The sequence below is a fragment of the Mycobacterium shigaense genome (assembly GCF_002356315.1).
Classification (GTDB): Bacteria; Actinomycetota; Actinomycetes; order Mycobacteriales; family Mycobacteriaceae; genus Mycobacterium; species Mycobacterium shigaense.
Genome location: NZ_AP018164.1, coordinates 2938360 through 2951640, shown reverse-complemented (window position 1 = coordinate 2951640; position 13281 = coordinate 2938360). Strand labels below are relative to the sequence as shown.

Sequence of the window (13281 nt, the reverse complement as noted above, 5' to 3'; positions counted from 1 at the left end):
GAAAGGAGGGGTCGAATGGAGCAACTAACCGCGCTGGATGCGGGCTTCCTGGAGGCTGAAGACACCGATCCACATGTGAGTCTGGCGATTGGCAGTGTGTCGATCATGGCAGGTCCGGTTCCGGGCTACGAGGAGTTTGTTTCGGTCGCCGCCGAACGGCTGCAAGCGATTCCGCGTTGCACCCAAGTTTTGCGAACCTTCCCGTTCGATCTGCGCCGACCGGAATGGGCGGATGACCCTCACTTCGATGTCTTGCGCCACGTGCACCGAGTCGCACTGCCGGATCCGGGCGGCGACCACGAACTCTTCGAATTGATCGCGAGTTTGATGCAGCACCGCCTCGACCGGGAGCGACCCTTATGGGACTGTTGGATCATCGAGGGGCTGAGCGGCGACCGGTGGGCCGTTTTGATCAAGGTCCATCACTGCATCGCCGACGGCATCGCCACCACGCAGATGTTCGCACAGTTCAGCGACGACGGCGCCGGAGCCTCGTTCGCCACAGACATCCGGGGTGCCAAGAAGGGACGCCAACCCAGGTCGAGTCCGCCGAAGCTGAGTTTCAACCCCGTGGAGTTGGTGAGCAGGCTCGGACGACACGCAGTCACGACGGCGATGGCCGCCGGCCACGCCGGGCTGGGCGTGACGGAATTGGCGACCAGCCTGCTGAGCCCAACCCCGAAAACATCGCTGAACGGGCCGGTCACGGCGATGCGCCGGTACAGCGCGGCCCGTGTGCGCTTGGCCGACATGCAGGAGGTCTCCCGAACATTCGGTGTGACGCTGAACGACGTCGCGCTGACGGCGATCACGGCGAGTTACCGCAGGGTGCTGCTCGACCGCGGCGAGCGGCCAGGCCACCATTCGCTGCGCACCCTGGTGCCCGTCTCCGTCCGCACTGCAGACGGGATGAGTGCCACCGACAACCAGGTGTCGACCATGCTGCCGTTGCTGCCCGTCGACGAGCCTGACCCGCTGCAGCAGCTGCAGCTGGTGCGCAGCAGGCTCAGCCGGGTCAAGGCCAGCGGCCAAACCGAAGGCGGCAGCGCGGCGGTTTCGGCGCTCAAAAGCGTGCCATTTGCGTTCTCGGCATGGACGATTCGCTTGCTGATGCGATTGCCCCAGCGGGCCGTTGTCGCCCTGGCAACCAACGTTCCCGGCCCCCGCACCCAGCAAAAGTTGATGGGGTGCGAGGTACTGGAAGTCCTTCCGATTCCTCCGATCGCACTGCAATTGCGCACCGGTATCGCGATGCTCAGTTACGCAGACACGTTTGTCTTCGGCATTACCGCCGACTACGCCACCGCACCCGACATCGATGCACTCGCCACCGGAATTGAGGATGGGGTCGCGCGATTGCTTGCCGCCAGTCGCCAACGTGCACGCAAACGCACTGCGCGTCGGAGTGCTAATCGCTGAGCGGGCAAACTGTCACCTTCGGTGACCAAAGCCCCTACCGATGGGTCCGCTGAGCTGGTGCAATCAGTGCACTGGGTAGTAAATTTCGCGCTAGTGAGACTTAATGGACAGTCATCCCGCTCGGGGAGCACCGGAATCCTGCGACGACCGGACAACCCCTGTGCGTCCGGTCGGTGCCGCGGTGATTGCGGCTGAGTCGCATCCGGTTTGGACCGCGGCTCAGCGTCGCGCGCGCGACCGCCGCGAGGCAATGCGCCGTCATCCCTCGTACGTGGCCGGCTGACGCGGTACCGCTCGAGGCGAGACGCAAAGGCGCTTCGGCAAATTCTCGTCATACACCCGTCCTTGTCTGTATGGTGACGGCTGTGTCCCGGTCGGCGGGAGGGTCGTATGCGCACGCCGCAGGCCGGGCGCATACTCGACTCCCACGGACCCGACAGGAGACTTGCAGTGGCAGAACGGTTAGCGGGAAAGGTCGCGCTCGTCAGTGGCGGTGCCCGGGGGATGGGTGCCTCGCACGTGCGAACGATGGTGGCCGAAGGCGCCAAGGTGGTGTTCGGTGACATCCTCGACGACGAGGGCAAGGCGGTGGCGGCCGAGGTCGGGGACGCGACCCGCTATCTGCACCTCGACGTGACGAAACCCGCGGACTGGGATGCAGCGGTGGCGACCGCCCTCAACGAGTTCGGTGGCATCGACGTGCTGGTGAACAACGCGGGCATCATCAACGTCGGCACGCTTGAGGACTACGCGATCTCGGAATGGCAACGCATCCTCGACATCAACCTGACCGGTGTGTTTCTCGGCATCCGTGCCGTGGTGAGGCCCATGAAGGAAGCCGCACGAGGATCAATCATCAACATCTCCTCGATCGAGGGCATCGCGGGCACCATCGCCTGCCATGGTTACACTGCAACGAAATTCGCCGTCCGGGGGTTGACGAAGTCGGCGGCCCTGGAATTGGGCCCGAGCGGAATCCGGGTGAACTCGATCCATCCCGGACTGATCAAAACTCCGATGACGGACTGGGTTCCCGACGACATCTTCCAGACCGCGCTGGGCCGAGCGGCCCAACCCGTGGAGGTCTCCAACCTTGTGGTCTACCTGGCCAGCGACGAGTCGAGCTACTCGACCGGTTCGGAGTTCGTGGTCGACGGTGGCACCACCGCCGGCCTGGGTCACAAGGACTTCTCCGCGGTCGAAACCGATGAGCAGCCGGCCTGGGTCACCTAGCGGCAACTGCTATTTCGGTGTGCTGGGCCGGCTTCGGCCAGGGCGAGGGCGCGGGGCGTTGCCGGACGCGTTGGGGCCACCAGAACCATTTGCCCAGCAGCGCGGCGATCGACGGCGTCATCAGCGACCGGACGACCAACGTGTCGAAGAGCAGGCCGAGACCGATGGTGGTACCGACCTGACCGATGACCGTCAGCTCGCTGACCGCCATGGTCATCATCGTGAAGGCGAAGACGAGACCCGCGGAGGTAACGACCGAGCCGGTGCCACCCATCGATCGGATGATGCCGGTGTTGAGGCCGGCGTGGATCTCCTCTTTGAACCGCGCGACGAGCAGCAGGTTGTAGTCGGCGCCGACGGCGAGCAGGATGATCACCGACATCGCCAGCACCATCCAGTGCAGCTCGATGCCGATGATGTGTTGCCAAATCAGCACCGAAAGCCCAAAGGACGCACCCAGCGACAGCAAGACGGTGCCCACGATCACCGCGGAGGCCACGACGCCCCGAGTGATGATCAGCATGATGATGAAAATCAGGCACAGCGAGGCGATTCCGGCGATCAGCAGGTCGTAGGTGTTGCCGTCACTGAGGTCCTTGTAGATTGCCGCCGTGCCCCCGAGGTAGATCTTCGAGCCCTCCAGCGGCGTGCCCTTGATCGCCTCGTAGGCGGCCTTCTTGATCAACGGGATGTGCCCGATGCCTTCTGCCGACATCGGGTCGCCGTCGTGGCTGATGATGAAGCGCACGGCATGACCGTCGGGGGAGATGAAGTTCTTCATTCCCTTCTTGAACTCTTTGTTGTTGAACGTCTCCGGCGGTAGGTAGAACGAGTCGTCGTTCTTGGACGCATCGAAGGCCTTACCCATGGCGTTGGAGTTCTTCTGCGCCTCGTTCTGCTGATCCTGCAGACCCTTCTGGGTCGAATACATGGTCAGCATCGTCGTTTTCATGGCCTTCATGTTTTCGATCATCGAAGGCATCAGCGCCACCATCTGCGGCATCAGGGTGTCGAGATGATCCATGATCGGCAGCAGGCTCTCGATGTCGTCGCTCATCGTGTCGATGCCGTCCAAACCGTCGAAGACGGAGCGAATCGACCAGCACACCGGGATGTCGAAGCAGTGCTTCTCCCAGTAGAGGTAGCTGCGGAACGGCCGGAAGAAGTCCTCGAAATCGGCCATATGGTTCCGTAATTCGTTGATGTCGATGGTCATCTCGTGCATCTTCTTGACCATCTGATGCATGTCGTTGGACATCTGCGCGGTGATGCTCGACATCTTTTCCATGCTGTCGATGGTCGTTTGCATCATGTCGGCCTGCTTGAGCATGTCGGCCATTTGATCTTCCTGGTACTTCTGGTTCATCTGCTGGCTCACGCCCTGCATGCTGATCTGGAAGGGGATTGAGGTGTGCTCGATCGGGGTGCCCTCGGGCCGGGTAATGGCCTGCACGCGACCGATTCCCGGCACCCGGAAGACTGCCTTGGCGATCTTGTCGATCACCAGGAAGTCCGCGGAGTTACGCAGATCATGATCGCTTTCGATCATCAGCACTTCGGGGTTCATCCGCGCGTGTGAGAAGTGCCGGTCCGCGGCGGCGTATCCCTCGTTGGCGGGCAGGTCGGCGGGCAGGTAGTTACGGTCGTTGTAGTTGGTCCGGTATCCGGGCAGGGTCAGCAGACCGACGAGTGCCACCCCGATCGTCATGACCAGGATCGGGCCGGGCCAGCGCACGATGACGGCACCAACCTTGCGCCACATCCGAATCCGTTGCGTGCGCTTAGGTTCGAGCGTCTTGCCGAACCGCGTTGCCACCGCGATGACTGCGGGTCCCAGCGACAATGCCGCCACCACCACGACGACCATGCCGATGGCGAGCGGGATGCCCAGGGTTTGGAAATAAGGCAGGTTGGTGAAGTGCAGGCAAAACGTCGCGCCCGCGATGGTCAGGCCCGAGCCGAGCACCACGTGTGCGGTGCCGTGGAACATGTCGTAGTAGGCGTCTTCTCGAGTGTGGCCCTTGGACCTGGCCTCTTGGTAGCGGCCGATCAAAAAGATTGCGTAGTCGGTGGCGGCCGCGATCGCCAGGGTGACGATCAGGTTGGTCGCGAATGTCGAGAGCCCGATGATCTTGTGGTAGCCCAGGAATGCGACCATTCCGCGCGCGGCCGACAGCTCGAGTACCACCATCAACAATGTGAGCAATACCGTGATGATCGACCGGTAGACCAACAGCATCATTGCGATGATCACGGTGAACGTGCACATCGTGATGATCTGCACGCTGCGGTCACCGGCCATGTGCTGGTCGGCCGACAGCGCGGCGGGCCCGGTGACGTAGGCCTTCACCCCGTTGGGTGCAGGCACGCTCTTGACTATGTCCTGTACGGACTCGACCGACTCGTTGGCCAACGATTCGCCCTGATTACCAGCCAGGTACACCTGGACGTAGGCGGCCTTGCCGTCGTTGCTCTGCGCCCCCGCTCCGGTCAGCGGGTCGCTCCACATATCCTGCACGTGCTCAACGTGTTTGGTGTCGGCGTCGAGCTTTGCCACGATCTTGTCGTAATAGGCGTGGGCATCGGCGCCCAGCGGTTGCTGGCCCTCCAGCACGATCATGACCGAACTGTTGGATTTGTACTCGTTGAATTCCGCGCCCATGCGCTTAGTCGCGATCACCGACGTCGCATCGTCGGGCGCCATCGACACCGACCGCATCTTCCCGACGGTGTCCAGGTCGGGCACGATCGTGCTCAGCACCGCGATGATCGCGATCCAGCCCAGGATGACCGGCACCGCGAACTTCCGAATGAACCGCGGAATGTTCTCGCGCACCGGCTCTTTGGGGACCGGGATGGTATCCGTCCGGGCGTCGTCGATCGTTGCGCTCATGCTGATTTCACCAAGCAGAAGGTCAGGGCGTGCACGCCGGTGGTTACTTTCTCGTCCTTGACTTCGTCGTCGATGGTGATGCGGCAACCGAGGGTGTCGCCGTCGCTCTGTGCGGACAGATTGGGAAAGACGGAGGGGGCGGTGGTGGATAGGACCAGCGTCCAGGGCAGCGGCGCGTCGTCAACCCGCTTCGGGTCGGCGGACAGATCCAGGTAGTTCACGTTCGCGTGGCTTGCCGAGCCGAAGACCTCGTACTTGACGACCTTGGGCTTGAACGGCTTGGAATCATCGAGCCGCGGGCTCGTCAGCACGCCGGTGTCGTTGGCGCCGAAGAATGACTTGACCCGGACCACGGCGAACCCGCCGACCACGACGACCGCCACGATTAACAGGGGCAACCATGCGTTGCGCGCGAGCTTCTGTAGCTGCAACTACCTGATTCCCTTCCTCGTCACGGCTGCGGCGAAGTGGTGCGGGTCTACCCGGCGCGCGCGGGACGCGGCCAATCCCAACGATTGCTGCGGTTGGCGCGTCCGATAGTCAAGCGCAGGTACAGCCGCCTGGGTGCAGCTGCGGTTGTTGCCGGCACCCAGCCGTCGCCCGCTTCGCGGGCGCGGTGCGAGTATCCCCACCAGCGCATAGTACATAATGTGCATATCTTGCAGAGTATGCAACATAGCCTCGCGGTGTTTCAGATCACTTCGTAAAGATGCTGTTCACGAGAGCGGCAGCGCGTTCGACATAGGGCATCGGCGTGTCGTCCGGATCACCCGGTTCGCCGCTTGCCCACTTCTCGATACCGGACCGCACCGCCGTCAACGCCAGCGCCGAGATCAAGGCGGCCATCTCGTCGTCGGGCTGCATTCCCTGGCGGCGGACGATGATGTCGATCAGCTGATGTTGGAACCGCTCGAGATCGGCGAGGAACGCCGCCAGCACCGCTGGGGAGGTCTTGGCGAGTTCGAGCATGTGGGCAGCCTGTTTGCGGGGCGGCGGAACATCGCGGAGATGGTGCGCGGCCAACGTGATCAGCTCGGCCAGCACTACCGAGTACGGCGCGGGACCGGCCGCCACGAAGTCCGCGACCAGCTCGGGCGGTATGTCCGAGGGGCCGTAGGCGATCGCGGACTCTTTGTTGGGGAAGTAGTTGAAAAAGGTTCGGGTCGAGATGCCTGCTTCGATGCAGATTTCCTCGATGGTCACCTTGTCGAAGCCGCGTTCGAGCGCCAGGTGCGCGGCGGCGTCGCGGATGTCTGCGCTGGTCTGGCGGCGACGGCGCTCGCGCAGTCCCAACTGATCGGCCATGCCACTAATGGTTGCACGTTCTGCAGACTTTACAGTCGAATGGCCCCGGTCGCGTTGCGCGACGGGCGCAGCTCGGGTCGCTCACTCAGCTGAAGTAGCCACTGCGGCCCAGAGGTGATCGCGTTGGCTGGCAAAGAAATTCACCGAAATCGGCGCCTTCTCGGCGAGAAAATCGAACGCATGAAAAGCGCCGGGAACGATCTCCTGATGTACCGGCACTCCTGCCTCGCGCAGGCGTCGCGTGTAGTCCAGACACTCCGGATAGAACAAGTCCAGCGTCCCGACGCCGATCCAGGCCGGAGGCAGCCCGGACAGGTCCTCCCGGCGCCCCGGGGCCGCCTCGATGGGGTCCGCGCCGTCGAGGTACCACTTCCAGGCCCGTTGGTTGTCGTCTTCGGTCCACATGATGCGTTTGGGCCCGTCGCCGTTCGCGCCGGTGCGGTCGTCCAGCATCGGATACACCAGCATCTGATAGCGGACCTTGACGTCCTTGCGGTCGTGGGCCCGCTGCGCCAGCGCGGCCGCGAAATTCCCGCCGGCGCTGGCGCCGCCGACGGCGATCCGATCCGGATTCACCCACGGTTGGTGGGCCAGCCACTGCAGCGCGGCATAGCAATCCTCCAGTGGCGTCGGGTACGGGTGCTCAGGGGCCAGGCGGTGCTCGACCGCGGCCACTGCGACCCCGGTGAGGCGGGCCAGCTTGCGGCAGTATTTGTCCTCTTGGACCGCGGTGCCCATGATCGTGCCGCCGCCGTGGATCCACAACAGCGCCGGGGTGGGGCCGGAGCGGGCGGTCGGGCGGTGCAGACGAACCGTGACGTGCTCGTTGACCGCGGCGACCGGCACGTTGCGCAACCGGCCCGCATGGCCCATGAGATTCATCAGCGTCCGCTGAACCTTGTAACCGCGATGCAGCGCGTATCCCCGCGGCAAGAAGCGGGCGACCGTACGCAGCTGGGGATCCAACGCCTCCCGTGACGTAAAGGCATTGTCGGGAAACTCGTCTGCCATGAATGCTCTCTGTTCAGCGGGCCGAACCGTCAATCTGTGCAGGGTAACCGGCGCTGAGAATCGTCACGGTGCACGCGGGTTGAGCCCGGTCCGCGGTGTCCCCCACCCCTTCGCTCCCGATGCAGCTGAGCATCCATCTCCTTCGCGAAAGGTCTTGCCGCCGCGTGGGCATTCGGCACAGGGTCGATGCCCGGCGTGGCAACGACCGCGCCGAGCGGCGACACGCGGTTGCGCGCCGGTCCGCAGGCCGTCATTGCATTCGCTCGAGATCGAGCAGGACGCGCTTGGCCGCCGGGCCGCCACGATAGGCCCCGGTGGCTCCATCGGATCGGATCACCCGATGGCACGGGACGACGATGGGAACGGGGTTGGTGGCACAGGCGGTGCCGACGGCGCGCACGGCCTTCGGGGAGCCCGACAGCGCGGCCAGGGCGGCGTAGCTCGCGGTGGAGCCATAGCTGATGTCGGAATTGAGGCGCTCCAGCACCGTGCGCCGAAAGCCTTGGGAAAGAGACCAATCCAAGTCCACGTCGAACCGCCGGCGGTTGCCAGTGAAATATTCGTCGAGTTGCCGTGCGACCGGGTCCAGCCTCGCGGGTGCCCGCAACACCCGTGGGCTGATTCGCTGGGACAGGCTCGCTAGCACGTTGTCGTAGTCCTCGTTGGCGAAAGCGACCCGTACCAGCCCGCGGGGGGTGGCGGCCAGCAACAGCGTGCCGACGGTGGAATCCACTGTGCGGTAGGCGATGTCGAGGAGGTCCTCGGCCTGAGCTGCGTTTTCCAGGCGAACGCGCAGGCGCTCCAGATGCCCCGGGACGACGGGGAAGTGATCGGCGAGTTCGCGGGTGGTCATTGCGTGCTCCTTGCGGTGTCAAGACGCGGATAGGTTCGTCGGAGGGTGGCGATGCCGTCGGCGGCGGCACGGCGTGCTGCGGCGGCGCTGCAGTGGAGGATGTCAGCGATCTCGGAGTAGGGCAGGCCCGCGAGATAGTGGTAGGCGACGGCTTGGCGTTGTTTGGGCGGCAGCGCGCCGACGGCGGCGTCCAGATCAAGATCGCGATGATCGACGCCTTGCCCGCCGGGCGGGTGATGTCGATGGCTTTGCGGTGTGCGATCGTCACCAGCCACGCCTCGACATTGGCGTCGGCGGGCAGCTGAGGGTACGCCTTCAGGGCGGCCAGGAATGTATCCGACCAGGCGTCGTCGGCGTCGGTGTGGCCGACCACGGCGCGGACGACGCGTAGCACCGTTGTGCCGTGCTGGGCGACAACGGCCTCAAACGGCTGCTTGACGTGTTGTGTCGCCGTCACGCTGGCGTCACCGGCTGGCCCGGCATCTGGCGTCCTCCCCGAAAAGTAGCGACTTCACCCGGTAGACGCCGGCGTGAGCTGAAATGTGATAGGCGCGGCCACATTGGCAGATTGTCGGATGACGTAACGCCTGACAAGGGAGATCTCACGTTCCAGCCGGCGACGGGTCTTCTCGGTGAGGATTGAGTTGACGCACCCGGTGCGCCACGGCGTGTCCGTCGTGCGCTCCGGCCAGCGCTGCACCCTCGGCCTCGTCTTTCATGACGCCGCCTGAGCACCGCCATCGCGGGGTGCGGCACCATGGTGGTCATGGAGTTGTACGACGTCATGCGATCCACCTCCGCGGTTCGCGAATTCACCGACGATCCGCTTCCCGACGATGTCCTGGGCCGGATCCTCGACAACGCCCGATTCGCGCCGACCGGCGGCAACCGGCAAGGTGTCCGCGTCATTGTGGTGCGCGATGCGGACACTCGATCGACTCTGGCTGAGCTGGAGCTTCCGGCAGCCCGCCGCTACACTGCGCAGCTCGCCAACGGCGAGTCACCATGGAATCCGCTGCAGCCCACTGCCGTAACGGCGTCGACGATGGCGGAAACCGAGGCGCCCGCGCAGATGTCCGCCTCGCTCCGGGCGGCGCAGGTGGTTCTGGTCGTCTGCCTGGATCTCGCCGTCGTCGCCGCCACCGACCAAGACCTGGACCGCATCGCGGTGGTGCCCGGCGCGTCGGTGTACCCGTTCGTGTGGAACGTCCTGCTGGCCGCCCGCAACGAGGGTTACGGCGGCGTGCTGACCACGATGGCTGTCGCCCAAGAACCCCGCGTCAAAAGCCTTCTCGCAGTGCCGGATACCTACGCCATCGCCGCCGTCGTACCGCTGGGCAAACCGGTGCGCCAGCTGACCAAGCTGCGACGGCGGCCGGTCTGCGAGTTCGCCACGGCCGAGCGCTTCGACGGAGTGCCGTTCGGCACCTAGCGGCTGCCCGGAGAGTTCACGAGGGGACAACGGCCCATTAATTGCCGTGAATTGGGTTCGGACGCAGAACATTCGGTGTCCTTGTTACGCGTGAAAACGTCACTGTGACGCTTTGGCAGCTGGCGGGCTCAGCCGAAGGGGAGTGGCTGCCCCGGGCTGCGCGCAGCAATACTGCACCGGGGCGGCTTAGCAGCGGAGACGGTTCGGTGTGTCGAACCTCAACCGGCGGCCATGACGCACTTCATAACCCGACGCACATCAACTGCGTTATCCGAATATCCGGGCAGCCCAACGTAATTCATCACAGTGACGAATCATAACCGGCGGCGGGGCTTCATCAGAGACTGTGTCGGCGATATCGCCGGAGTCGGTGACTGTCGGCGAGCGTGACCGCTCCGGAGTGGGGCCGCAGCGCGGCGTCGAGTCGGGCGCGCACGGCGTCGGCGTCGAGGCCCATTCCGATCGCGACTAGACAGTTCGGTGCTGCTCCGCGCGGCGCGTTCGCGATGTGGATCGCCGTGCCGACCAGGTTTATCGCGAACGTGGGCGCGGCCTTGCCGTATTGCATGACCACGGCTCCCTTGAGCCGGTACACCCCGGGCGGCGGATCTTCGAGCAAATCGATGAGTGCGCCCGGATCGATTTCCCCGTCGCTGACCGCAGTGACCGAGTCGGCGGGTGAACTGTGGTCGTGATCGTGGACCGTCGGAGCATCGACAAGCAGCTCGCGCAGCGAGAGCTGGCCCGATTCGGCGGCCATTCCCGCCGCGTCATACAGCAGGTCGGGGTCGATCTGGCCGCCGACCGCTCCGATCACGGTGGCGCGTGGATTGCGTTCTCGCACGCGGCGTTCCACCCGCTCAACCGTGGCGGTGCGATCGACGCGGGGGAGCCGGTCGAGTTTGTTGACGACGACAAGGGAGGCCGCACCGTAGCGAGCCGGTGGCGTGTTGCCGACATCGACGGTGTCAAAGTGCGTCGCGGCATCGACAACGTCGACGAGTCCGCCAAACCGCACGCCGGGAACGTCGCTGAAGCCGATCATCCGGGCCACCGCGACGGGTTCCGCCAGTCCGCTTGCCTCGACGATGATCGCGTCCAGATCCAGGCGCGGATCGGCGAGCTTCGTCAAAGCCTCGTTGATCCCACCGTCATCCGGCAGGCAGCAGATGCATCCGCCGGCGATCGACGCGGGCTCATCGACCTGTCCGGTCACCAGCATGGCGTCGACGTTGAGCTCTCCGAAGTCGTTGACGATGACGCCAATCCGAGCTCCCGGACTACGGAGCACGTGATTGAGCAGGCTCGTCTTGCCCGCACCGAGATATCCCGTCAAGCCAATCACAGGGATTGCCCGCACACCCATCCTTTCGCCGCTAGATAATGCTAATGGTTTTCAATAAGCCCGCAATGATGCGGTGGGCGGAACGCCCGACCGAAGCCTCAAATGCACTGCCAGCGACTCTCAATTCGTCACAGTGACGTATTGAGAGTCGCTGCCCTGGATGGGCGATGTGGACCCCGGGCGCCGATACCATCGAGCCGGACCCGTGAGGGCCATGACCGAAGCCTGAGATCGGCTTGTCGGTTCGTCTTGGCGTGGAAGCGCTGCGGCTACAGTTGCGCAGTGTCCCCGGACGTGGTGCGCTGCGTGTACGACGCGATGATCGACGCCTTCATCGATCTCGAACTTCAAGAACACGCCGCGGATCACCGAACCGAGCGCTGGCGGCCAATGAGGCATCAACGACCTACCCATGTTCGCCACCCCGCGCAGCGTATGCCGTTTACCGATAAGCGACATTATGTCAAGTGAAGTCCGTCTTCATCAGATGAATCAGACCCGCCCCGACTGCACGTCGCCTTCAACATCGACGGCAGCGTCGGCTTCCTAGATTTCGGCTGCGTCCAAATCTTCGAAGCCGCCGACGAGAAGCAACTCGCGAAAACCATCGCCCGTTACGGCCGGGTGGACCTGCTGTGCATTGACGAGCTGGGCTACATGGAACTCGACCGCCGCGGAGCCGAACTGCTGTTTCAGGTCCTCACCGAACGCGACGAAAAGAACTCCGTGGCCATCGGCTCAAACGAAGCTTTCAGCGGCTGGACCAATACCTTCACCGACCCGCGCCTCTGCGCCGCCATCGTCGACCGACTTACCTTCGGCGGCAACATCATCGAAACCGGCACCAACTCCTACCGCTTGGCCCAGCCCCGCGCCAGGACCGGTAAACATCCTGGCAACACCGACACCTGAACCAAGGTCGAAATCTGCACCAGGCTACCGCTGCCCGACAGGCTCTACGAGGTCGCCGCCAGCCAGCCGGCCAAACCGGCAAAGATCGCTGCCGCAACACGATTGACACGACGGGTGCTGGTCTGACTCGCAGTGCGGATACGCTCGCCAAGGGTCCCAGCGAAGTACCCGATCGGTCCGTCGATCGCGAAATCGATGATGACCAGCACCGCGCCGAGCAACGCCAATTGCAAGGGCATGTACCCCAGCTCCGGGTTGGCGAACTGCGGCAGGAACGCGACGTTGAACAAGATCACCTTCGGGTTGAGGACATTGGTGATCGTCGCGCTCCGGAATGCCGAGAGCACCGGCCGATTCACCTGCGCCGGCTCCGCGTGAGCCACCTCTCCAGCTGCGGTGCCACCGGCTCGCCACGTCGACCATGCCAGATAGAGCAGGTAGCCGACGCCGGTCCATCGCAAAACCTCATATACCGCGGGAAACCGGTGCAACACCGCGGCCAATCCCACCACCGCGATGACCATGTGCACTGTCAGCCCAGCAGCCACGCCGGCAGCGGCGGCAACGCCGGCCTTGGGACCACGACGACTACCCAACGTCACGATCAAGATCATGTCCGGGCCCGGCACGATCACCAAGATCAGCGCCGCTACCACGAACGCTCCGAACAGATGCCAGTCGATCACCGTCGGATTCTGTCACGGATACGCGTCGTTAATGCCACGAATCCGGCGCGTGCAGCCGCGCTCGCCGACATCTCCCCCCACCACAGCCGACGGCTCCGAAATTCGTGATCCAAACGACTCCCCTCGGCTTCGCGATCAAAATCGCGGCGCAAAATGTCCGCGCCAGAGGTGGGAGTCTGCCCTAGCGGTTTG

11 protein-coding genes and 3 pseudogenes are annotated in these 13281 nt (G+C 64.1%); 6 read left to right on the top strand and 8 right to left on the bottom strand.

Translation table 11 applies throughout. From position 1 onward, the window contains the following. Positions 1-15: 15 nt before the first annotated feature. Positions 16-1419, top strand: a complete 1404-nt coding sequence (locus MSG_RS13840; protein ID WP_096440416.1) for a WS/DGAT/MGAT family O-acyltransferase — start codon at positions 16-18, stop codon at positions 1417-1419. Between the two features lie 450 nt (positions 1420-1869). Beyond that, on the top strand, positions 1870-2652 hold the full coding sequence (locus MSG_RS13835; protein WP_096440414.1) for an SDR family oxidoreductase: 783 nt from the start codon (positions 1870-1872) through the stop codon (positions 2650-2652). On the opposite strand, the gene MSG_RS13830 is transcribed toward MSG_RS13835, so the two are convergent. From MSG_RS13830 to MSG_RS13805, 6 genes and pseudogenes are all read right to left on the bottom strand, one after another. Then, positions 2645-5545 carry an MMPL/RND family transporter gene (locus MSG_RS13830; RefSeq protein WP_096440412.1) on the bottom strand — a complete coding sequence of 967 codons (2901 nt, stop codon included), beginning with the start codon at positions 5543-5545 and terminating at the stop codon, positions 2645-2647. The genes MSG_RS13835 and MSG_RS13830 overlap by 8 nt on opposite strands. Further along, entirely contained in the window at positions 5542-5976 is a 435-nt protein-coding gene (locus MSG_RS13825; protein ID WP_096440410.1) for an MmpS family transport accessory protein, read from the bottom strand. The genes MSG_RS13830 and MSG_RS13825 overlap by 4 nt, the downstream gene beginning before the upstream one ends. Before the next feature lie 265 nt (positions 5977-6241). Further along, on the bottom strand, positions 6242-6850 hold the full coding sequence (locus MSG_RS13820; protein ID WP_096440408.1) for a TetR/AcrR family transcriptional regulator: 609 nt from the start codon (positions 6848-6850) through the stop codon (positions 6242-6244). Positions 6851-6931: 81 nt separating this feature from the next. Further along, a complete protein-coding gene (locus MSG_RS13815; protein WP_096440406.1) occupies positions 6932-7861 on the bottom strand; it encodes an alpha/beta hydrolase in 930 nt (309 codons plus the stop codon). A gap of 250 nt (positions 7862-8111) precedes the next feature. After that, entirely contained in the window at positions 8112-8714 is a 603-nt protein-coding gene (locus tag MSG_RS13810) for a methylated-DNA--[protein]-cysteine S-methyltransferase (RefSeq protein ID WP_096440404.1), read from the bottom strand. Further along, positions 8711-9171: pseudogene (locus MSG_RS13805) on the bottom strand (RNA polymerase sigma factor). Before MSG_RS13805 ends, MSG_RS13810 begins: the two are co-directional and overlap by 4 nt. Positions 9172-9331: 160 nt before the next feature. On the opposite strand from MSG_RS13805, the pseudogene MSG_RS25895 reads away from it, so the two are divergent. Continuing rightward, positions 9332-9445 (top strand): annotated as a pseudogene (locus MSG_RS25895) (2OG-Fe(II) oxygenase); the annotation flags it as partial. A gap of 35 nt (positions 9446-9480) precedes the next feature. Continuing rightward, a complete protein-coding gene (locus MSG_RS13795) occupies positions 9481-10146 on the top strand; it encodes a nitroreductase family protein (RefSeq protein WP_096444488.1) in 666 nt (221 codons plus the stop codon). Positions 10147-10483: 337 nt separating this feature from the next. Here the strand turns inward: MSG_RS13795 and MSG_RS13790 are convergent, their stop codons facing one another. Then, on the bottom strand, positions 10484-11506 hold the full coding sequence (locus MSG_RS13790) for a CobW family GTP-binding protein (protein ID WP_096444486.1): 1023 nt from the start codon (positions 11504-11506) through the stop codon (positions 10484-10486). A gap of 267 nt (positions 11507-11773) precedes the next feature. Between MSG_RS13790 and MSG_RS24890 the strand changes: the two genes are divergently transcribed. Continuing rightward, positions 11774-11962 carry a hypothetical protein gene (locus MSG_RS24890; protein WP_142404519.1) on the top strand — a complete coding sequence of 63 codons (189 nt, stop codon included), beginning with the start codon at positions 11774-11776 and terminating at the stop codon, positions 11960-11962. Positions 11963-12055: 93 nt separating this feature from the next. After that, a pseudogene (locus MSG_RS13785) lies at positions 12056-12403 on the top strand (ATP-binding protein); the annotation flags it as partial. Positions 12404-12447: 44 nt separating this feature from the next. On the opposite strand, the gene MSG_RS13780 reads toward MSG_RS13785, so the two are convergent. After that, the gene (locus MSG_RS13780) at positions 12448-13089 is read right to left on the bottom strand and encodes a LysE family translocator (protein WP_096440401.1); all 642 of its coding nucleotides are present in this window, start codon (positions 13087-13089) and stop codon (positions 12448-12450) included. Positions 13090-13281 lie beyond the last annotated feature (192 nt).

Bases quoted from the DNA above. Each gene is read 5' to 3' on its own strand.
- MSG_RS13840 (WP_096440416.1), top strand. From the start codon at position 16: ATGGAGCAACTAACCGCGCTGGATGCGGGCTTCCTGGAGGCTGAAGAC.
- MSG_RS13830 (WP_096440412.1), bottom strand. From the start codon at position 5,545: ATGAGCGCAACGATCGACGACGCCCGGACGGATACCATCCCGGTCCCC.
- MSG_RS13820 (WP_096440408.1), bottom strand. From the start codon at position 6,850: ATGGCCGATCAGTTGGGACTGCGCGAGCGCCGTCGCCGCCAGACCAGC.
- MSG_RS13815 (WP_096440406.1), bottom strand. From the start codon at position 7,861: ATGGCAGACGAGTTTCCCGACAATGCCTTTACGTCACGGGAGGCGTTG.
- MSG_RS13810 (WP_096440404.1), bottom strand. From the start codon at position 8,714: ATGACCACCCGCGAACTCGCCGATCACTTCCCCGTCGTCCCGGGGCAT.
- MSG_RS13795 (WP_096444488.1), top strand. From the start codon at position 9,481: ATGGAGTTGTACGACGTCATGCGATCCACCTCCGCGGTTCGCGAATTC.